The 18,960-nt window shown below is 50.2% G+C and carries 19 protein-coding genes; 6 read left to right on the top strand and 13 right to left on the bottom strand.

The genetic code is table 11. From position 1 onward, the window contains the following. Nucleotides 1-322 precede the first annotated feature (322 nt). Together ACJJJB_RS00635 and ACJJJB_RS00640 are read left to right on the top strand one after the other, a co-directional pair. Nucleotides 323-919 carry a Yip1 family protein gene (locus tag ACJJJB_RS00635; RefSeq protein ID WP_282951661.1) on the top strand — a complete coding sequence of 199 codons (597 nt, stop codon included), beginning with the start codon at nucleotides 323-325 and terminating at the stop codon, nucleotides 917-919. A 185-nt stretch (nucleotides 920-1,104) separates the two neighbouring features. After that, the gene (locus ACJJJB_RS00640; protein WP_445365511.1) at nucleotides 1,105-2,040 is read left to right on the top strand and encodes an alpha/beta hydrolase; all 936 of its coding nucleotides are present in this window, start codon (nucleotides 1,105-1,107) and stop codon (nucleotides 2,038-2,040) included. A 14-nt stretch (nucleotides 2,041-2,054) separates the two neighbouring features. Here ACJJJB_RS00640 and ACJJJB_RS00645 read toward each other — a convergent pair whose 3' ends face one another. Continuing rightward, the gene (locus ACJJJB_RS00645; protein WP_020411906.1) at nucleotides 2,055-2,537 is read right to left on the bottom strand and encodes a hypothetical protein; all 483 of its coding nucleotides are present in this window, start codon (nucleotides 2,535-2,537) and stop codon (nucleotides 2,055-2,057) included. Nucleotides 2,538-2,812: 275 nt separating this feature from the next. Here ACJJJB_RS00645 and ACJJJB_RS00650 point away from each other — a divergent pair, with 275 nt between their 5' ends. After that, a complete protein-coding gene (locus tag ACJJJB_RS00650; protein ID WP_445366252.1) occupies nucleotides 2,813-4,090 on the top strand; it encodes a parallel beta-helix domain-containing protein in 1,278 nt (425 codons plus the stop codon). Next, nucleotides 4,083-5,237: an SO2930 family diheme c-type cytochrome gene (locus ACJJJB_RS00655; RefSeq protein WP_445365512.1), complete on the top strand. Its 1,155-nt coding sequence runs from the start codon at nucleotides 4,083-4,085 to the stop codon at nucleotides 5,235-5,237. The genes ACJJJB_RS00650 and ACJJJB_RS00655 overlap by 8 nt, the downstream gene beginning before the upstream one ends. 77 nt (nucleotides 5,238-5,314) lie before the next feature. Here the strand turns inward: ACJJJB_RS00655 and ACJJJB_RS00660 are convergent, their stop codons facing one another. The 7 genes from ACJJJB_RS00660 to rsxA all read right to left on the bottom strand — a co-directional run bounded on the left by ACJJJB_RS00660 (nucleotide 5,315) and on the right by rsxA (nucleotide 12,183). Next, on the bottom strand, nucleotides 5,315-6,022 hold the full coding sequence (locus tag ACJJJB_RS00660) for a TetR/AcrR family transcriptional regulator (RefSeq protein ID WP_020411909.1): 708 nt from the start codon (nucleotides 6,020-6,022) through the stop codon (nucleotides 5,315-5,317). Between the two features lie 351 nt (nucleotides 6,023-6,373). Next, on the bottom strand, nucleotides 6,374-7,087 hold the full coding sequence (locus ACJJJB_RS00665) for an electron transport complex subunit E (RefSeq protein WP_353376979.1): 714 nt from the start codon (nucleotides 7,085-7,087) through the stop codon (nucleotides 6,374-6,376). Next, a complete protein-coding gene (rsxG, locus tag ACJJJB_RS00670; protein ID WP_282951657.1) occupies nucleotides 7,087-7,791 on the bottom strand; it encodes an electron transport complex subunit RsxG in 705 nt (234 codons plus the stop codon). Before rsxG ends, ACJJJB_RS00665 begins: the two co-directional genes overlap by 1 nt. Continuing rightward, nucleotides 7,791-8,843, bottom strand: a complete 1,053-nt coding sequence (locus ACJJJB_RS00675) for an RnfABCDGE type electron transport complex subunit D (protein ID WP_444945705.1) — start codon at nucleotides 8,841-8,843, stop codon at nucleotides 7,791-7,793. The genes rsxG and ACJJJB_RS00675 overlap by 1 nt, the downstream gene beginning before the upstream one ends. Beyond that, on the bottom strand, nucleotides 8,843-10,987 hold the full coding sequence (gene rsxC, locus ACJJJB_RS00680) for an electron transport complex subunit RsxC (RefSeq protein WP_444945704.1): 2,145 nt from the start codon (nucleotides 10,985-10,987) through the stop codon (nucleotides 8,843-8,845). Before rsxC ends, ACJJJB_RS00675 begins: the two co-directional genes overlap by 1 nt. Then, on the bottom strand, nucleotides 10,984-11,598 hold the full coding sequence (rsxB, locus tag ACJJJB_RS00685) for an electron transport complex subunit RsxB (RefSeq protein ID WP_020411914.1): 615 nt from the start codon (nucleotides 11,596-11,598) through the stop codon (nucleotides 10,984-10,986). The genes rsxC and rsxB overlap by 4 nt, the downstream gene beginning before the upstream one ends. A 9-nt stretch (nucleotides 11,599-11,607) precedes the next feature. Beyond that, on the bottom strand, nucleotides 11,608-12,183 hold the full coding sequence (rsxA, locus tag ACJJJB_RS00690) for an electron transport complex subunit RsxA (RefSeq protein WP_020411915.1): 576 nt from the start codon (nucleotides 12,181-12,183) through the stop codon (nucleotides 11,608-11,610). Nucleotides 12,184-12,632: 449 nt separating this feature from the next. On the opposite strand from rsxA, the gene yghU reads away from it, so the two are divergent. Further along, nucleotides 12,633-13,508: a glutathione-dependent disulfide-bond oxidoreductase gene (yghU, locus tag ACJJJB_RS00695; protein ID WP_282951655.1), complete on the top strand. Its 876-nt coding sequence runs from the start codon at nucleotides 12,633-12,635 to the stop codon at nucleotides 13,506-13,508. 38 nt (nucleotides 13,509-13,546) lie between these two features. Here yghU and ACJJJB_RS00700 read toward each other — a convergent pair whose 3' ends face one another. The 4 genes from ACJJJB_RS00700 to ACJJJB_RS00715 form a co-directional block, all read right to left on the bottom strand. Then, entirely contained in the window at nucleotides 13,547-13,789 is a 243-nt protein-coding gene (locus tag ACJJJB_RS00700; protein ID WP_020411917.1) for a hypothetical protein, read from the bottom strand. Continuing rightward, nucleotides 13,767-14,249 (bottom strand): hypothetical protein, encoded by a 483-nt coding sequence (locus ACJJJB_RS00705; RefSeq protein WP_020411918.1) that lies wholly within the window; start codon nucleotides 14,247-14,249, stop codon nucleotides 13,767-13,769. Before ACJJJB_RS00705 ends, ACJJJB_RS00700 begins: the two co-directional genes overlap by 23 nt. A gap of 35 nt (nucleotides 14,250-14,284) precedes the next feature. Beyond that, entirely contained in the window at nucleotides 14,285-14,536 is a 252-nt protein-coding gene (locus ACJJJB_RS00710) for a hypothetical protein (protein WP_020411919.1), read from the bottom strand. A gap of 306 nt (nucleotides 14,537-14,842) precedes the next feature. Beyond that, nucleotides 14,843-15,799, bottom strand: a complete 957-nt coding sequence (locus tag ACJJJB_RS00715; protein ID WP_444945703.1) for a D-2-hydroxyacid dehydrogenase — start codon at nucleotides 15,797-15,799, stop codon at nucleotides 14,843-14,845. A 151-nt stretch (nucleotides 15,800-15,950) separates the two neighbouring features. Here ACJJJB_RS00715 and ACJJJB_RS00720 point away from each other — a divergent pair, with 151 nt between their 5' ends. Then, nucleotides 15,951-16,853 carry an EamA family transporter gene (locus tag ACJJJB_RS00720; protein WP_020411921.1) on the top strand — a complete coding sequence of 301 codons (903 nt, stop codon included), beginning with the start codon at nucleotides 15,951-15,953 and terminating at the stop codon, nucleotides 16,851-16,853. A gap of 23 nt (nucleotides 16,854-16,876) precedes the next feature. On the opposite strand, the gene metG is transcribed toward ACJJJB_RS00720, so the two are convergent. After that, the gene (metG, locus tag ACJJJB_RS00725; protein ID WP_445365513.1) at nucleotides 16,877-18,904 is read right to left on the bottom strand and encodes a methionine--tRNA ligase; all 2,028 of its coding nucleotides are present in this window, start codon (nucleotides 18,902-18,904) and stop codon (nucleotides 16,877-16,879) included. Nucleotides 18,905-18,960 lie beyond the last annotated feature (56 nt).

An 18,960-nucleotide genomic window follows, 5' to 3' on the forward strand; every position in this document is an offset into this window, starting at 1 on the left:
AGCTACCTCTGATATGGCTATATCCACTTATTTGTCTCTCTTTTATTTATACAGATAATTATCCTCCCGGGTTGTTTTGTATCATTTTCGGTGGGTTAAATGTTTCTCCTAGAAACGCTCATGTAAGCATTTCCGCCAATTCCTTCCTTATTGTTGACTTGAACGACTTAAGCTCCTAAAAGTAAGTCGATAGAAGAAGAAATGAACTGGAGCTTCGAGGATGGCCTTTTAGTGGTACACCTCATTTTGACCAGCAGTTTCAAGATCAAATTGAGCAAATAGGTCGCACTTAGAGTTCCTTACAGAGCGTGAGGAAAACGGAATGTTGATCCATATGTTCGGCCTTATGATACAGCCCCGCAGGCAGTGGGAACTGATCAGTAGCCTCCCTGAAAAGAAATTACGCAGTCAGTTGCCCTACGTGATTGTTTTGGCGTTGCTTCCAGCAGCGGCGTGGTATTTTGGCACCACTCAGGTGGGTTGGAGTATTGGTGGCGGTGAACCGGTCAGAATTACAGGTCAGAGTGCACTGGAGTTAGTTGCGGTTTTTTACTGCACTATGGTATTGACTGTTGTTGCGATTGGCTACTTCATTCATTGGATGGCCAAGACCTATGGAGCTGAAACACACCCATTGAAGGGCGTTGTTATCGCAGGATTTACTGCAACACCAATCTTTTTAGTCGGTGTCGCCGGTATATACCCTTTGCTATGGTTAGATATTCTTTTGGCTACCGTTGCAGTTGCCTATGCCGTTTATTTGTTATATTTGGGAATTCCCATTGTTATGGGTGTCTCGGAAGAGCGCGGGTTTCTTTTTGCCAGTGCCATTATTACTGTCTCTCTGGTAATGGCTGTGTTGATTATGGTGGGAACTGTACTTTTCTGGAGCTATGTCTCCGAGCCAGTTTTCCACTGATATCACAATTATTCTTCAAATAGCCAGTTTACTTGTTAATTCTAAGCTGGCTGCTTTTAGTAGACAAAATAATTATATTTATAGATTCTTAATTATTTTCTATCAGTTAATCAGGACGCCTTTATGTATGGAGACTACTTATAATGTTGATGATTGCTTTGTGATTTACCTGAGAGGACAGCCTGTTGCGAAAGGTAAATGCGAAACTGATCCCTTTTCTGGATCAACTCAACGAGAGTATGGCTGCGCAAGCAGCTCAGGGGTTCAAGTTTAGTGTAATTAATTCTCGTGAGATGTCTGGAAATATGATCAGGAGTTACATTTCTGATATTCCAGAAGTGGACTACATATTTGATGAAGTAGTCTATTCCACTGGCTATAACGTGCCTGTCAGGGTATATAATCCTGCACCAGAGAAGAAGTTGCCTGTACTTTTATATTTCCATGGTGGTGGTCATGTTGTGGGAAGTGTAGAAAACTACGATCCGATATGCCGGAAGTTTTCCCTCGCGACGCAGCATATTTTGGTGGCACCAGAGTATCGGCTGGCTCCCGAAAATCCATATCCCGCTGCGGTGGTCGATTCGTGTGCTGTCGCTCGTGGGATATGGACGGTTTTGGATAAAAGAAAAGTCAATTATCAAAAAAGTTTATCTGTTGCTGGAGACTCTGCAGGTGGAGCCCTGTCTGCATCAGTTTCGCATCTCGCCCAATATGATCTAGGTATTACTATTTCCAAACAAGTTCTGGTCTATCCCTGTGTTGATTATACAGCTAGGTGTGCGTCATATAAGGAAAATGGTGTGGGCTATTATGTCGAACGCGATAAATGCATCTGGTTTTCTGAGCAGTACTTTAAGGATGGCCAATGTAGAAAGTCAGCATCTCCATTGCATATGGATTTCTCCGGAGGATTGCCGGATACTCTAGTTATAACGGCAGGGTTTTGCCCCTTGCGAGATGAGGGGGTGCTTTATTATCAGTCTATAAAAAATACTGGGGTTCGTTCAGAAAATTTCCACTTTCCAGATATGATACATGGCTTCTTAAACATGGAGGACTTAGTAAGAGATGAATGTCAAGAAACTTATTTTCAGGCTGGTAAGTTTCTAAATGGTTAATTACTTGTATTGTTTTATTTTGGAGTGTAATGATATTTTAAAATGTAGCCGTTGCTTAGCTCCAGCTCCTCTTGCTTTTCTATGTTCCTCATAAGATCAATTTCTCCAATAGTGTTAAATATCTGTTTTGGCTCGGTATCAATACAATGAATGCCCATACTTGCTACTGTCAAATCTTTATTGATTACTGAATACTCGATAAACTGTAGGTATACTCGATCATTCTTCTTGAAAATCTCTATGCCTGGACCGCTTGATAGCATCACCTTGTACTTAATTGCACCCCATGGGCCGTTGCACCGTATCGCTTGATACTCTTTCATTATTGCCCTTATAGATATTACGGGAGTGCTTTCTGTGAGTCGATTTTCCAATATTTGTTTTGTTTGAAATGTTTCTCCATCAGGTGTCATGATCACTACTTTAAGTGACTGCTCGGCGAGAGTGCTCTCCGCCAATAAGCTGATGGAAATCAAGGCTGGCTTTAAGATTTTCATCGCTTTAGCTTTCCTGGGCCAATTTTAAAGTGTAAGTGACGGATAATTTGCTAATGCCGAGTCGGTATTGTTTTCCGGTTCATTAATAATAGTGTCTTGATGCAGAGGCACTGGTTGGATAGTATCGGTAAAGCTATGTAAGAGGGTTTTTTGCGCAACCTAATTGGTACATTCGTGCCTATTTTTATAGATTGCCACTAATTGCTACCGATAATAATTCAAATAAAGGACGTATCATGAAAACATCAATCTGTGTGGGAGTGGTTTTGGCACTAATGGCTTCCACAGCTTGCTCGCCTGGTGACAAAGACAAGCGGGTACAAAATGACACTCCTGGCGTAAAAGCTAGCCATGATTTTCAGAAGCAACTACTCAGGCAGCTGATATCCGCAAAACCGGGGGATGTGGTGTTAATTCCCGAAGGAGAGTTTCAAATTAACCGCAGCTTATCCTTGAATGTGGATGGCGTCACGATACGCGGTGAGGGTATGGATAAATCTATTCTCTCGTTTAAAGGGCAGATTCAGGGGGCTGAAGGATTACTGGTGAATGCAAGTAATTTCACTATCGAAAATCTTGCCATTGAAGACACAATCGGTGATGCCTTAAAAGTAAATGAAGGCGAGAACATAGTGATTCGCAATATACGTGTTGAGTGGACAAATGGGCCAGCCACTGAGAATGGAGCTTACGGCATATATCCTGTTCAAACTAAAAATACCCTGGTGGAGAGTTCAGTTGCTATAGGGGCATCCGATGCGGGTATTTACGTAGGGCAGTCGAGAAATGTCATAGTGCGTAATAATCGTGCCGAATTCAATGTGGCTGGGATTGAAATTGAAAACACGATCGGCGCTGATGTATACGGAAATGTGGCAACTAACAATACGGGTGGAGTCTTGGTTTTTAATATGCCAAACCTTCCTCAGCCTGGGCATAGCACCCGTATTTTCAATAATAAAATTTTTAAAAACAATACATCAAATTTTGGTCATGAAGGTACGCCAGTAGCTGCAGTTCCTGCAGGGTCAGGTATTGTAATTAACTCCAATGATAATGTTGAGATATTTGAGAATGAGATAGCAGATAACGATACCGCTAATATAGTAGTGAGTAGCTACTTTACGGCGGGTTATTATAGCGACAAATCCACACAGGAAGATTTCGACCCATATCCTGAAGGAATTTATATCTATGATAACCAGTTTTCTGGTGGGGGCACTTCACCGGACCACCTGGAATTGAAAGCCTTGAAATTGGCTCGATTTGGACTGGGTGGAAGCATTCCCGATGTACTTTGGGACGGGGTTGTCAATCAAGAGAAAACAGTTGATGGAGCCCTGCCGGATCACTTGAAATTATGCATTGATAATGCAGAAGCTGGTATTCTCAATGTGGATTTCCTCAATGGCTATCAAAATATCTCTACAGATATTTCCGCACATAAATGCCAGCTTGAGAAATTACCCCAAATTGTCCTGGAGTTTGAGCAGCCCGTAGAGGATCAGAAGACAGATAATCATCTGGCAGTATTAGAGGGTAGAAATGAATAGTTGGATATCCTGGGCAAGTGCCTTTATCCTGCTTCCAGGAATGATGCTGTCCACTATAGCAGGCTGTGATAAATCTCGCCCTCAAGTGGTCGTGTTTGCTGAAAATGCGATTCCGGAACGACTGAGTGATTGGAACCTGGTAAATATTCTCGATGGTGTATTAACGCCAAATATCGGAGTGGTGCCCTATGATCTCAACACAGGACTATTTACTGATTATGCCCATAAGTTGCGTACAGTGTGGATGCCTGATGGTGTTTCGGCCCGATATGGCGATGAGCAGTTTGACTACCCTGTTGGCACAGTTTTAACCAAAACATTTTACTATCCAAGGGGCGAAAACGAGACAGTACTGCGCACTGATAATTTCGAGCATGACTATGCTGAAGGCCGTATGGGTGAGGCCCTGGATATGCAGCGGGTGCGTCTGATGGAAACCCGGTTGCTAGTGAGGCGTGAGAGTGGCTGGCAGGCGATTCCCTATATTTGGAATGAATCACAGACAGAAGCGGTATTTGAAATTGCTGGTGATGCCAGTCGACTTAAGCTAAAAACGGCAACGGGGGATATTACAGAATTTACCTATGTGGTGCCTGATGCTAATCAGTGTGCTGGATGCCATGCAGATAATTTCACCGGCAAGAAAATTTCACCTCTCGGCCCAAGGGCCAGACACCTCAATCGAGATTACCCCTACCTCAGTGGTACAGAAAATCAGCTGAAGCACTGGCAAAAGATTGGTTATCTTCGTGATGTTCCCAAGACTATTGAACTGCCCAGCTTAGCCAAATTTATGGATAACAGTGTAACGCTGAATGAGCGAGCCAGGGCCTATCTTGATATCAATTGTGGTCATTGCCATAACCCTGCTGGCGCGGCCGATACCTCTGGTTTAATGCTAAATCATAGTGAGAGAGACTTGCGTAAGTTGGGCTTGTGCAAGCCACCGGTGGCGGCGGGAACTGGCAGTGGCGAGCGCTTATTTGCCATAGTGCCGGGTGAACCGGATCACTCCATTTTGAATTTCAGAATTGAGTCTGTTGATCCCGGTGCGATGATGCCGGAACTGGGTCGCAGTTTGGTGCATGAGGAGGGGGTGGAGCTACTGCGCCAGTGGGTTGCGGCTATGCCGGGTACTTGCACATAAACCCTTCTAAAAGACGGAGCTAGTTCAGAATAATGGGTACAGTGCCTGAGGGCACCGTACCTTATCCGAACCCCATTTTAACCGTATGCTGCGGCTTCAGTAACCGGAGTGGCGGCGGGAATCAGCCCGTGGACCATCATGGTTACCGTACGCTCGAGTAGTGGTGAGTCGAGGGCAATAGTGCCACTCAGTATTTCATACTCTAGCTTTAGAATTGTGCCATGGGCGATCTGAGCTGCAGCTTCGGGGTCTGTGAGGCCAAGCAGGTGGAAGAATTCCTGCATCAGGGATTCCCGTGCATGGTTTGACATGCGTACTGCTCGTGTCAGCTGCTCATTCCGCAGTGCTTCATTGCGAAATGCTAATTCTATAAGGCGCCGGTCCTTGTCCTCAGCTTGGCTTCGGACATGGGTCAGCACAAAACGGGTTAGCTGTTGGACTAATAATTTGCGGCTACTGTTCGAGGCGCGTTCTTGTGCTGAAAGGTTACGGGCAGCGCTGAAGCTTTCTTCCTGAAGTTGGCGCGTACTCTCTAGTCCCTGTTCGACGAAATATGTAAATGAGTCGCTGATAAGGTCATTGAGGTCTTTAAAGTAGTAGGTAGTGGCAGCCAGGGGTACACTTGCTTCCCGGGCTACAGCGCGGTGACGAATACCGCGAATACCTTCCTTTACGATCAGTCGCAGGGTGGCCTCAAGGATTGCCTTGCGGCGCAGGCGGCTGTCGGCGCGCTGAGCGCGGCGGCCGTGGTAGACCAAATCAGACTTTCCATTGTCTACAGTCATAGCAGTATCCCTGTTCTTATTGCGTTGGCACCGATAGCACTCTCAAGCTGGTCGGTCGTGCCATTCTAGCCAAACGAATTCAAAAAGAGACAATAATGCTATTACATTCGATTACACCGGTATTGCACTGAAAAAGGGCTTTATTTCCAGTGTTTTAGCAAAGGTGTGTATTTATGGGCTTTTGGTGACAGATAGGTGTCTATTAATCTATCAAAGGAAAATAAATACGCCAAATATGAATATTTTATTTAGAAGAATAAATGAAATATGCCCTTTAAATAATCACTGGCAATCAAATGGTTTTCGCTAAACTAAGAGATTGCCGTCGGTATTTTTTCTCCAAGTTTATTTCTAAGAAATTTTTCCGGTAACGCGAACACGTTTAGAGCCGGGAACAATTTTTACTTGTTGGCTGCGACGACGTTCAATACCTGAATCTATTGCATTTTTTGCTGCGATTAGTAGACCTGCAACCAGGAATGCTCCTGGGGGGAGTACCGCCACAAGTACTCCAGGATAGTTACTACCCAGAACCGAGATGCCCCAGTCTTTTGCCATGGGGCCGAGTAATAAATCCATATCTGAAAAGAGAGTGCCCTGGCCCAATATTTCCCGTACGGCGCCAATTACGATTAATACTGCGGTAAAGCCAACTCCCATCATAAATCCATCTACCAGCGAGGGAAGGACCGGGTTTTTACTCGCGAAGGCATCTGCACGCCCGAGAATGGCGCAATTGGTAACAATCAAGGGAATAAAAATACCGAGCACCAAGTACAACTCATAAGTGAAGGCCTTCATGAGCAGCTCGACACAGGTAACGAAGGTGGCGATGATCATGACCGAAGCGGGCAGTCGAACAGTATCTGGCATTTGCTGACGCACGAGGGATACCGCCAGGTTTGAGCAGGTAAGAACTCCGGTTGTGGCTAGGCCCAATCCAATAGCGTTGACCACTGTGCCTGTCACTGCCAACAGGGGGCAAAGCCCCAGTAGCTGCACCAGTGCAGGGTTATTCTTCCAAAGCCCATTGTGGGTGATTTCTGCGTAACCGGGGGTTGCCATCAGTTTTGCTCCATCTCTGGTTGGGCCCCATCTGTTTTTTCTGCTTCGGGGTTCTCAACTTCCACCGCACGCTTTGATATTGGCGCACTAAAAATCTTTTGGTGATTCTGTGCGACAAACTCCAATACTTGACGCACCTCATTCACGACCGCGCGCGGGGTAATTGTGGCCCCGGTAAACTGATCGAACACTCCGCCATCTTTCTGTACTTTCCATTCATTAGCGGGTGGATTTTTTAATGACAAACCATCGAATTGCAGTATCCAGTCACTTTTCTTCAGCTCAACTTTGTCGCCGAGGCCGGGGGTTTCGCTATGACCTGTAACCCGCACCCCGGCAATAGTACCGTCGCGGTTTACTCCCACCAGCAATTGGATAGGGCCTGAATAACCGTCGGGTGCCACCGCTGGCACAATCACAGCGGAGATTTTTCCATCCTCCCCCCGCGCGAGGTTGATATCACCACCCTGGGGGAGGCCGAGCTGGTTCCAGAAGACCTTGGGAATTGGATAGGTATCAACCAGTAGGTCGTTACTGTGGCGATCCAGGGGAATGATTTCCAACAGTGCTTTTGCCGATGCTGCCCGTATGGCGCGCTCAATGGGTTCACGTGTAGTGATCTGGGTCACTGCCAGCGTTCCGGCAGTGACCAGGGCAAATAGGGTTAAGACAGCGGCGTTTGTCGCCATGGACTGTTTGAGCATCAGTGCTCCTCCAGATCGGTGGCGCGTCGTGGCCGCTTATGGCCATAAGTGCGGGGCAGGGAATAATTGTCGATAGTGGGCGCGGCAAAGTTCATCAAGAGCACTGCGAAAGCCACTGCATCCGGGTAGCTGCCCCATGCGCGGATAATATAGGTAAAGAGTCCTACCCCCGCCCCAAAAATCAGGCGCCCCTTATTACTCGTACAGCCGCTAACCGGATCGGTAATAATAAAGAAGGCCCCAAACATGGTGGCACCAGAAAATAGGTGCAATAGCGGCGAACCTTCAGACAGTGAACTGCCACTGTCATAAAAAAACAGGGATAAAAGAGTCAGGGTGGCAAGCATCGCGACCGGCGCATGCCAGGTGATAATGCCGCGGAAGAGCAGAAATAGTCCTCCGAACAGGAAACCAAAACTAATGGTTTCCCAGCCAGCCCCAGCAAAGGTGCCCTTGTTGAAAATGGGCTCCAATTCATACAGCTGTGACAAAAGAACTGATTCATTGAGGCGGACAATCTCCAAGGGTGTAGCGCGGGTGAAACCATCCACGTTGTAATTGCCGAAGACGAGGGCGAAGGCTTCCCCAACACTGGGGGCACCCCCGATTACATCTGCAGCGCCCACCCAGCGAGTCATGTCCACAGGGAAGCTGATGAGTAGCACCACATAGCCCACCATTGCAGGGTTGAACGGGTTGTAGCCCATACCGCCATAGAGGTGTTTAGCCAGTATTACAGCCACGGCACTGCCTACTACCGGCAGCCACCAAGCACAATAGGGAGGAAGGGCGATGCCAAGGAGCAATGCGGTAACAAAGGCACTATAGTCACGCAAGTAAAAGGCCACGGGGCGATTGCGTAATTTCATCACCGCCGCTTCGCACAGCATGGCGGTGATAATCGACAAGGCAATATTGATCAGAACGCCTATGCCAAAGTAGATTACCATCGCCAGTACACCCGGGGCGGTGGCGGCGGCCACCTGCAGCATCACTTTGGCTGTTTGATCTCCGGAGCGGGCATGGGGAGAGGTGGCACGGATCAGTGACATTATTGATCTCCACCCTGTGCCGATTGCTGTTCATGCATCTTGTTTTCCAATTTTTTCTGCAGCTTCTCCAAGGCGGTCTCAAAAGCCTCTAGATTAGCGTCATCTTCTTCCCGGGCCTTTTGCAGTCGTGCTTCGGCTTTGGATACCCTCTTGCGTAGAGCATCGATATCCGCAGTGAGCTTTTCCGCATCACTTAACTGGGCCCGCGCCTCTGCGGCGGAACGGGCTTTGTTGATAGCGCGTACAGCGGCATTGGTTTCTTCTTTGCTGGGTTCTCGCGCGGGGTCGCGGTCAGCGCGTCGCTTGGCCAGGGTGAGCTTGTGTTCAGCTTCCTGTAGTTTCAATTCAGCGGCTTTGAGTTGAGCGGCAAGCTGGTCGCGCTGGCTGTCATTGGCGGTTTCCAGTTTGCCGCGTAGGCGCTCCACGCGGCTCTCTGCACTGGAGAACGTGCGCTGAGCACGGGCGAATAATTGCTGGGGGTCCTCTTGGCGGGACTGGACCCTAGCTAGCGCTGCGGCGACAACATCGGCCTCCTGTTTACTGGCTTTGGCTTGCTCAGACTCTGGGTTTTGCTCGCGCTGCTGGCGGGCCAGTTCGGCTGCCTTGCGTCGGGCTTCACGTTTTGCCTCTTTTTCCTTTTCCGCCTTTTCCAGGCGCAGTTTACGGAATTCGAAGCGGTCGCGAGCACGGTCGGATTTCTCCTTCTCCGCCTCGGTCTGGCGTATAGCCCCCTTTGCCGCGCGGTAATACTGGACCAGAGGAATCGTGCTGGGACAAACATAGGAGCAGGCCCCGCATTCAATGCAGTCAAACAAATTGTAAGCCTGTAGTTTTTCCCGTTCATCAGCGCGTGCATACCAGTAGAGTTGTTGTGGTAGCAGCGATGCAGGGCAGGCTTCTGCGCAGAAACCACAGCGGATACAAGCTTTGGCTATTGGAGCGGGTGGCAGCTCATCAATGGTAGGTACCAGCAGACAATTGGTGGTTTTTACAACTGGTGAGCTTTCATCATCAATGGTGTACCCCATCATGGGGCCACCGATAATCACCTTTTGCATCAATCCGCGGTGAATTCCGTGATGCTGAAGGATATGACGAATGGGGGTACCGATGGGTACTTCAATATTGCGTTGTCGCTCCAGGGCTTTGCCCACTACAGTGGTAACCCGGCTGATCAAAGGCTCTCCGAAGTGTACTGCGCGGAATATGGCTCTGGCAGTACCCACGTTCTGGCATACGATACCGACATTGGCCGGCAGTCCCTGGTTGGGGACCTCACGCCCTGTGAGAATCTGGATCAGTTGCTTTTCACCGCCGGAGGGGTATTTAGTAGGAAATACGACAATATCGAAACGAGTGCCTTTGGCGGCCTCGCGCATCGCTGCAATCGCTTGAGGTTTGTTATCCTCAATCCCGATGAGAACCCGTTCCGGTTCATCAAGGATGTAGGAAAGGATACCGACTCCGGCAATAATTTCTCCAGCGCGCTCCCGCATCAGCATATCGTCAGCGGTGATATAGGGTTCGCACTCGGTGCCATTGATAATCAAAGTATCAATCTCTGCACCGCCATGAGGGTCCAGTTTTACTGCAGTGGGGAAACCGGCACCTCCCATTCCCGCGATGCCGCAGTCACGAATTTTCTCCAGCAACTCCACTCGGCTGAGCTGGGTAAAGTCCTCACAGGTCTCAAGCTTGCACCAGCGCTCCTCACCATCGGTGCGAATAACAACGCAGTCTTCCACCTGCCCCGATGGGTGGGGGACGGCGCAGGGCTCTATAGCAACGACCTTGCCAGAGCTGGGAGCGTGCACTGGACAGCTGATCAAGCCATCCGCTTCAGCAATTTTTTGCCCCTTTAATACATCGTCACCAAGATTAACCAGTGGCAGGGCTGTAGCACCTGTGTGCTGTAGAAGGGGCACTATCAGATCTTCGGCTAAGGGAATACTGCCAATGGGCTCGCCGGTACTTTGATGCTTATTCTCCGGGGGGTGTACGCCACCGTGAAAATCATTGGGGCGCAGCTCCCGCGCTTTTTCGCTGGCAATTAACTGGGCCTCACGGGCAGCGCGACGCTCGGTAACCGCTTTCCGCTGTTGGGCTCTCTCTTGCTGTGCTTGGGTCTCGTTCTCGGGGCTCAAACTGCACCTCCCCCAGTTTCTGTCTGATTACCGCGACGGTCAGAGGCTATTAACTGGATGCCGTCCTCAGGTTTCCGGGGGTGCCAGTCTTGTAAAGGCATATCCACAGGCACCATATCAATACAATCCACTGGGCAGGGTTCCACACACAGGTCGCAGCCAGTGCATTCATCGGTGATGACGGTATGCATGTATTTAGCAGCCCCGGCGATAGCGTCCACCGGGCATGCCTGGATACATTTGGTACAGCCGATACATTCTGCCTCGCGAATAAAAGCGACTTTCTTTACTTCCTCTACCCCGTGCTCGGCGTCCAGTGGCATGGGTTCCATGTCCAGTAAGTTGGCCAGCTCATTGATGGTGGCCTGGCCTCCGGGTGGGCACTTGTTGATGGCATCGCCGTGCACGATGGCTTCCGCATAGGGTCTACAGCCGGGGTAACCGCACTGTCCACACTGGGTCTGTGGTAGTAGCGCATCAACCTGTTCCACCAGGGGGTCGCCTTCAACTTTAAAGCGTACAGCGGCAAATCCCAGCAGGGCACCAAACGTCAGCGCCATGCCGCCAAGTACCAGTAGGGGAGAGGAAATTTCTGAGATCCAGTCCAGCATCGTAAAACCCTATACCAGACCGCTAAAGCCCATAAATGCCAGGGACATCAGCCCAGCAGTTACCATACCGATAGCTGCACCGCGAAATGGCAGGGGTACATCTGCGGCAAAGAGACGCTCACGCATGGAGGAGAAAAGAATCAAAACCAGGGAGAAGCCTACAGCAGCTCCGAAGCCGTACAAGGTGGACTGCATAAATGTATGGGCCTTCATGGTGTTTTGCAGGGCCACTCCTAATACTGCGCAATTAGTGGTGATTAGAGGTAGGAAAACCCCTAGTACCTTGTACATTAATGGGCTGGTTTTCTCGATAAACATTCGCGCAAACTGCACTACTACTGCAATTACCAGAATAAAGGAGATAGTGCGCAAATACTCGATACCAAAAGGCTCAAGCAGGTAGGTATTTACCAAGTAGGAGCAAATTGACGCCAGGGTTAGTACAAAGGTTGTGGCACCGGCCATGCCCACGGCGGTCTCCAACTTGTTGGAGACACCCATAAAGGGGCACAGGCCCAGAAACTGTACCAACACATAGTTGTTGACCAGGATGGTACTGAGCAGGATAACTGCGAATTCGGTCATAACAGGTCCGGTTGAAGCCCTGGGGCGAAATGGCACGAGCGCTATGGCGGTGTATATGCCCCTGCCCCTGATAGTGGTGCGTTCTGTGAGCAAGGTGTCCGTCGAATGTCGCGCAGGGCCGGTATTATGGGTGAGTCGCAGAGGGCCTTCAACTCGGAACAGGCATCTTCTGGCAGGTGAGGGGCCCCAGCTTCGGGGTCAGTAATATGACCAAATAGCCGCTGCATGACTATAAGCTGTGCGAGGTTATTGAGATATGGGGTTGTCGTTAGTGTCCATATAAAAAATAGGGCTTATTTCAGCTGGTTTGCCGGTTGTGAGTGTAGTTTCGGGTGAATTAAGTGAACTCCTTTGAACTTTCTCGATAAATGCTGGCGCGCCCCTTTACAGTAAATTGACGTGGCCATATCTATGGCTGGACAAATCCTAATATCAGTTGGAGCCGTGAAATGTCGGATCAACCTTATACCCCACCAAAAGTCTGGACCTGGGATTCGGAGAGCGGTGGGCAGTTCGCCAAGATCAATCGCCCGGTGGCGGGTGCCACACATGAGAAGGCGTTGTCCCGGGGTAAGCACCCGATGCAGCTGTATTCACTGGGGACGCCGAATGGGGTCAAAGTGACGATCATGCTGGAGGAGTTGTTGGAGCTGGGTTTTGATGGAGCTGAATACGATGCCCATCTGGTTCGTATTACTGAGGGAGATCAGTTTGGCAGTGGTTTTGTGGAGGTGAACCCCAACTCGAAAATTCCTGCTCTTTTGGACCAGAGCACAAATCCGCCTATCAGGGTATTTGAAAGTGGCTCGATACTCCTTTACCTGGGAGAGAAGTTTGGCGCCTACCTACCGCATACCCCGGAGCAGCGCACGGAAACTCTCAACTGGCTTTTCTGGCAAATGGGCGCTGCCCCCTATCTCGGTGGTGGTTTTGGCCACTTCTATGCCTACGCCCCTGAGAAGTATGAATATCCGATCAATCGTTTTGCTATGGAAGTAAAGCGGCAAATGGATGTCTTGGATCAGCAGCTGGCAAAACACCAATATATAGCCGGGCGTGAATACACTATTGCAGATATCGCGATCTGGCCCTGGTATGGAGCATTGGTACGCAATGAGGCTTATGATGCTGCCGAATTTCTCGATACCCAAAGTTACAAACATCTGAATCGCTGGGTTGAGGAAATTGCCGCACGGCCTGCGGTGCAACGTGGACGCATGGTAAATCGAACCTGGGGAGATCCCAAAAAACAGCTTCACGAGCGCCATGATGCCGGTGATTTTGAGACAAAGACCCAGGACAAATTAACAGATGAAGAGAGCTAACAGGGAGTTGTTTATGAGAAAAAAGCTCGCCTTCCTCTTTAGAAAGTACGCAGTGAAAGCATCAGCTGAACTATTTGCGAGGTGCGTGGCAGCCGCCACAATTTCTCGGTAATAAAACCAGCAGCGAATGCCAGACCGAGCATTAGTGGTACAGGAATTGAACTCAGGAGTTGGCGGGCCTGCTGCTGCTGTTGATTGATTAAGTGCAATGCGCTACGACGCTGTTTTTCTGTATCGTGGCGGCATTGTTCAATCTGTTTATTTAAAGTTCTCAGCGACATCGCTTAAGGCCTCTTTCACCTGCCGCTTGGTTTCTTCAAACCCAAGCAGCGGGCGCAGTTTCTGTTGGTATATCAGCACGCCGATAAAAATAGCAATTTGTAATAAGAGAAAGACGAGAAAGCCAATATAGATAGACTGGGAAAAATAGTAGGCAAAAAGGCCTACGCCGCCGCAAATAGTGACAAGCAGGGCTGTTCCCAGGGGCACTAACATCAGTTGCAAAAATATAAGGCGTTTGCCAGCAGTCAGAGTCCGATCCAATTCCAATTGGAATAATCGCTGAATATTGCTGATCCAGGCAGTAAGTAACGTGAGAGTGGCTTCGGCACGGGCCAAAGTTGTTTCTAAACTGTCATCGTCGCTATTTCCAACGCCGTTGGCTGATCCATCTGTTTCGTCCCGGCCGCGATCGTGCGCAGCCGGGCCGGAATTAGAGTCAGGCTTTTTTCCATTTCCCATCTAGGGTATCCCTACCGGTAAAAAAATGATCAGAGCTATTTAAAAAGCTTAGCGATTGCCCAACCGACTACAAAGGCACAACCCACCGCAAGAATTGGGCGTTCCCGCAATGAAGATTCCGCTTTTTCCATAACTTCCGCAGCACGCTGTCTCTGGGTTTCCACTGAAGATTTAGCTCGCTGTCTCAAGCTTTCCGCAGCATCAGTTGCCGCCTCGCCTGCGAGATTATAGGCCTGTTGCAGCTTTTCCCTACTGGAGTTTGTGTGGGGAGATCTTGCAGTTGCCATCGGGTTGCTCCTTTTCAGGGGTTGATTGGCAAGGAATGATATAGTCGTCCCCTGTATTCCCCAGTCAAATTAGCGCTTTTATTAGGGGAATTGAAAATAAGCACAATTAATTATTTTATAAAAAGCTATATACACTCTCTTTTCTTGTCTCCTAACCAAAATCACTGAAATTCCTTCCTGGGTATAAGTACTTTTTAGGGTGAGAATCGTGCCCAATGGGTAGGATAGTGACCCCGAGCCTTAATTGTGATCATTTTTCTAAGGCTCTGTTGGGTGCGGGGAGAGCATATAGATAGAAGAGGGAAGTCACGGCTTAAGGGGTGCGTTGTCGAATTCCCGTCTCCAGGATTCAATATTATTAACCACGCCATTTAATAGGCGCTGGCGGCTTTCTCGGCTGATCCAGGCATTGTGAGGGGTAAGGATTAGGTTGGGAATGTCGTTATCCAGCAGAGGGTGGCTTGCGGGTGGGGGTTCTTCGCTGAGTACATCCAAGGCTGCCCCACCCAGCTTGCCGCTGCGCAATGCGTCGGCGAGAGCTTCCTCATCTACCAGGCCGCCGCGGGCTGTATTGATCAATAGAGCGCCGGGTTTCATTGCAGCGATAAATGTGCGATCGATAAGTTTCTCAGTTTGCTCTGTGAGTGGACAGTGCAGACTGAGCACATCTGACTCCGACTGCAACTGCGCCAGGGGCACCCGGTTTTTCTTTTCAGTTTGTCCGGAGGATTCAGCGATCAAAATCCGCATATCCAGAGCCTCGCCGAGGCGAGCAACCCTCTGACCTAACTCCCCATAGCCAATAATGCCGAGAGTTTTTCCCGATAGTTCAACTACTGGATGATCCAGCAGGCAAAAAATCTCTGACTGACTCCATTGTCCCGCCATTACGTCCTGGTGATAGAGGTGCCAACGTGAGGCGAGGGCCAGCATTAAGGCCAGAGTATGTTGTGGCACTGAGGCTCCAGCGTAGCCTTGGACATTGCGCACTGGGATGTCGAATTCTTTTGCGGCCTCAAGGTCAACATTGTTGGTGCCGGTAGCGCATACACAGATCAGTTTGAGGTTTTTTGCTTGCGCTAAAACGGCGCGATTTAATACCACCTTGTTGGTGATTACCACCTCCGCATCGGCAATGTGCTCAGCAGTTTGCGTGTCGGAAGTGGTATCGTGGAAATCCCAGTGGTCTAGACTGTTTTGCAGGGCTGATATGTCCAACTCCTCCAGCTTCATTGTCAGTGCGTCAAGAAATACGCCGCGCATGGGGTCTCCTTAGTTTCTGTGTTGTTTTAGGCATGCTACGGCAGTTGATGCCGATTGCAATGGCTTCGCTGGAGGGGCGCGTGATCTGTCCTGTGTGGGTGGCTACGGTTTGTTTGTCGGGCCTTTCTGTTTCAGTTGAAGAGGGCTCTTAATGGGAATATCGGTAACCGCAGCAACACTGGTTTTAGTATCGGCATTTCTCCATGCGGGATGGAATTTACTGGGAAAATCCCGCACACCTTCCCCGGCTTTTTTTTGCATCGCCACACTGAGCGTGGGCTTATTACTTCTTCCCCTTGGTGTTTGGGTCTTGTCTCAAGCACAGGGATTGCCGCGTGCGTTCTGGCTGCTTCTGATAGGCAGTGGCTTTTTTCAGATGATTTATATGGGAGGCCTGGCGTTAGCATACCAGCGCGCCAATATGGGGCTTGTTTATCCCATAGCACGAGCACTGCCTGTATTACTGGTGGCGCTGGCAACGGTGCTGCTCGGACAGACTCTGCCGTGGCTTGCCTGGCTGGGCATGTTACTGGTCACCATTGGCTGTCTGTTAGTGCCACTGGTGTATTTTCGTCAATGGCACTGGCGCGCTTACTGGCGAGCTGATTGTGCCTGGGCCCTGGTCGCCGCACTGGGGACTGTAGGGTATTCACTGGCAGATAAGGGAGCTTTACTCCACCTGGAGACAGCTCTCGACGGTGCCGTTCGGCCTATGGCGATGGCATACAGTTACCTGGGTATGCAGTTCTTTGCCAGCGGCTTGTGGTTGCTTTTCGGTTGTCTTGGTAGCAATGGGCGTGCCCAATTGGTGCGAAGCCTGGGTGATTTGAAGCTCGGGTTAGTAACGGGACTGATGATGGGAGCTACCTATGGCCTTGTTTTGCTGGCCATGGCGATGACGGAGAATGTGAGCTATGTAGTGGCCTTGCGCCAGCTCAGTATTCCGCTGGGAGTTGGTTTTGGTATCTGGCTATTAAAAGAGCCGGCATACAGGCCCCAACTGCTTGGTGTGGGGCTAGTATGCGCCGGCCTGATTGCGGTGTCACTGCGCTAGGCTAGGGACATCGCCAGATTCAATTACATGACTCGCATGCCGGGCTTGGCGCCCTCGTGAGGCTCTAGAATCCAAAGGTCTTTACCACCAGGCCCGGCGGCCAACACCATACCTTCGCTCACCCCGAAGCGCATTTTGCGCGGCGCCAGATTAGCTACCATGACAGTATGCTTGCCCTCCAGTTCTTCTGGCGAATAGGCGCTCTTGATGCCGGCAAACACCTGTCGTGTTTCGCCGCCCAAGTCTAGGGTCAGCCGCAGTAACTTACCGGCGCCCTCTACGTGTTCTGCTTTGGCAATCAGGGCGATACGCAGGTCTACCTTGGCGAAATCATCGAACTGGATTTGCTCGGCAATGGGCTCATCGGCCAGGGGACCTGTGGCGGCCTTGGCCTCGGCCTGCAGTTGGGCCAGAGACTCCTTTGCCGCATCCATCACTGCATCCACTTGGGTTTTTTCTACACGCTGCAGCAGCGGCTTGAACTTGTTGATCTCATGGTCGACCAGAGGTGTAATCGCACTGTTCCATTCCAGCCCGCTGTTGAGGAATTCAGCCGCCTTTTGCGCGGTGTTGGGCAGTATTGGGGCGAGCCATGTGATCAGCGCGCGGAACATATTCACGCCTTGAGAACAAATTGCCAGTACTTCGGACTCAGCTCCTTCCTGCTTAGCCAGGGACCAGGGGGCTTTGTCGGCGATCCAGGCATTGGCAGCATCGGCCAGTGCCATAATGTCACGCATGGCGCGGGCATATTCGCGCTGCTCATAGTAATTGGCAACGCGTGGTGCGGCTTCTATAAACTGGTCCCACAATTTTTCATCGGCCAGTTCAGTGGCGAGCTTGCCACCGGCCTTACTGACAAACTTGGCGGTGCGTGAGGCGATATTGACTACCTTGCCTACCAAGTCGGAATTCACCTTGGCGATAAAATCATCCAGGTTGAGGTCCAGGTCATCCACTCCGGCGGTGAGTTTGGCGGCGAAGTAGTAGCGCAGGTATTCGGGATTCAGGTGATCCAGGTAGTTGCGGGCGTTGATAAAAGTGCCGCGGGACTTGGACATTTTCTTGCCGTTGACGGTTAGGAAGCCATGCACACATACCTTGTTGGGGGTGCGGAAATCTGCGGAGTCCAGCATGGCCGGCCAGAATAGGGCGTGGAAGTTGACGATATCCTTGCCGATAAAGTGATATACCTCAGCATTGCTGTCTTTCTTCCAGTAATCCAGCCAGTCGCTACCATTCTTGTCGCAGTAATTTTTCAGGCTAGCCATATAGCCGATAGGAGCATCCAGCCATACATAGAAATATTTGCCCGGCGCGTCTGGGATCTCAAAACCGAAGTAAGGTGCGTCGCGGGAGATGTCCCATTCCTGCAACCCCTCTTCGAGCCACTCGGCCAGCTTATTGGCGACTTCATCCTGCAGGGTACCGGAGCGAGTCCAGTCACGCAGAAATTCGGTGAAGGCGGGCAGTGTAAAAAAGAAGTGCTCGGACTCTTTTTCCACCGGTGTAGCGCCAGAGATGGCGGAAACCGGATCGATTAGCTCTGTGGGGCTGTAAGTAGCGCCACAAGCCTCACAGTTATCACCGTATTGATCGGGTGTGCTACAGCGTGGGCAGGTACCCTTGATATAGCGGTCTGCCAGGAATAGCTGTTTCTCTGGATCGAATGCCTGGGTGATGGTGCGAGAGGCGATATGGCCATTGTCGCTCAAACGCTGATAAATCATAGAGGACAACTCGCGGTTTTCCTCTGAATGGGTGGAGTGGTAATTATCCACGCCGATCAGGAAGTCGGCAAAATCACGCTCATGTTCCGCCTGCATGTTGGCGATGTGCTGCTCCGGAGTCAGGCCCAATTGTTCGGCCTTGAGCATGATTGCGGTGCCGTGCGCATCATCTGCGCAAATGTATAGGCAATCGTTGCCGCGCGCACGCTGGAAGCGCGACCAGATGTCGGTCTGGATGTACTCGAGAACGTGGCCCAGGTGCAGGGAGCCATTGGCATAAGGGAGTGCGCTGGTGACTAGGATTTTGCGCGTATCGGGCATCGGTTTTTCCATCGCTTTGGGGTTGCGGCCGGGGGCTCCGCTGGAGCGGCCGGAGA

This window comes from Microbulbifer variabilis, assembly GCF_052468405.1.

What these genes read in the sequence shown, in the direction of transcription:
- ACJJJB_RS00665 (WP_353376979.1), bottom strand. Translation starts at nt 7,087, where the DNA reads ATGGCAACCCCCGGTTACGCAGAAATCACCCACAATGGGCTTTGGAAG.
- ACJJJB_RS00710 (WP_020411919.1), bottom strand. Translation starts at nt 14,536, where the DNA reads ATGGCAACTGCAAGATCTCCCCACACAAACTCCAGTAGGGAAAAGCTG.
- metG (WP_445365513.1), bottom strand. Translation starts at nt 18,904, where the DNA reads ATGCCCGATACGCGCAAAATCCTAGTCACCAGCGCACTCCCTTATGCC.
- ACJJJB_RS00635 (WP_282951661.1), top strand. Translation starts at nt 323, where the DNA reads ATGTTGATCCATATGTTCGGCCTTATGATACAGCCCCGCAGGCAGTGG.
- ACJJJB_RS00705 (WP_020411918.1), bottom strand. Translation starts at nt 14,249, where the DNA reads ATGGGAAATGGAAAAAAGCCTGACTCTAATTCCGGCCCGGCTGCGCAC.
- ACJJJB_RS00655 (WP_445365512.1), top strand. Translation starts at nt 4,083, where the DNA reads ATGAATAGTTGGATATCCTGGGCAAGTGCCTTTATCCTGCTTCCAGGA.
- yghU (WP_282951655.1), top strand. Translation starts at nt 12,633, where the DNA reads ATGTCGGATCAACCTTATACCCCACCAAAAGTCTGGACCTGGGATTCG.
- ACJJJB_RS00715 (WP_444945703.1), bottom strand. Translation starts at nt 15,799, where the DNA reads ATGCGCGGCGTATTTCTTGACGCACTGACAATGAAGCTGGAGGAGTTG.
- ACJJJB_RS00660 (WP_020411909.1), bottom strand. Translation starts at nt 6,022, where the DNA reads ATGACTGTAGACAATGGAAAGTCTGATTTGGTCTACCACGGCCGCCGC.
- ACJJJB_RS00675 (WP_444945705.1), bottom strand. Translation starts at nt 8,843, where the DNA reads ATGTCACTGATCCGTGCCACCTCTCCCCATGCCCGCTCCGGAGATCAA.
- ACJJJB_RS00650 (WP_445366252.1), top strand. Translation starts at nt 2,813, where the DNA reads ATGGCTTCCACAGCTTGCTCGCCTGGTGACAAAGACAAGCGGGTACAA.
- rsxG (WP_282951657.1), bottom strand. Translation starts at nt 7,791, where the DNA reads ATGCTCAAACAGTCCATGGCGACAAACGCCGCTGTCTTAACCCTATTT.
- ACJJJB_RS00645 (WP_020411906.1), bottom strand. Translation starts at nt 2,537, where the DNA reads ATGAAAATCTTAAAGCCAGCCTTGATTTCCATCAGCTTATTGGCGGAG.
- rsxA (WP_020411915.1), bottom strand. Translation starts at nt 12,183, where the DNA reads ATGACCGAATTCGCAGTTATCCTGCTCAGTACCATCCTGGTCAACAAC.
- ACJJJB_RS00700 (WP_020411917.1), bottom strand. Translation starts at nt 13,789, where the DNA reads ATGTCGCTGAGAACTTTAAATAAACAGATTGAACAATGCCGCCACGAT.
- rsxB (WP_020411914.1), bottom strand. Translation starts at nt 11,598, where the DNA reads ATGCTGGACTGGATCTCAGAAATTTCCTCTCCCCTACTGGTACTTGGC.
- ACJJJB_RS00720 (WP_020411921.1), top strand. Translation starts at nt 15,951, where the DNA reads ATGGGAATATCGGTAACCGCAGCAACACTGGTTTTAGTATCGGCATTT.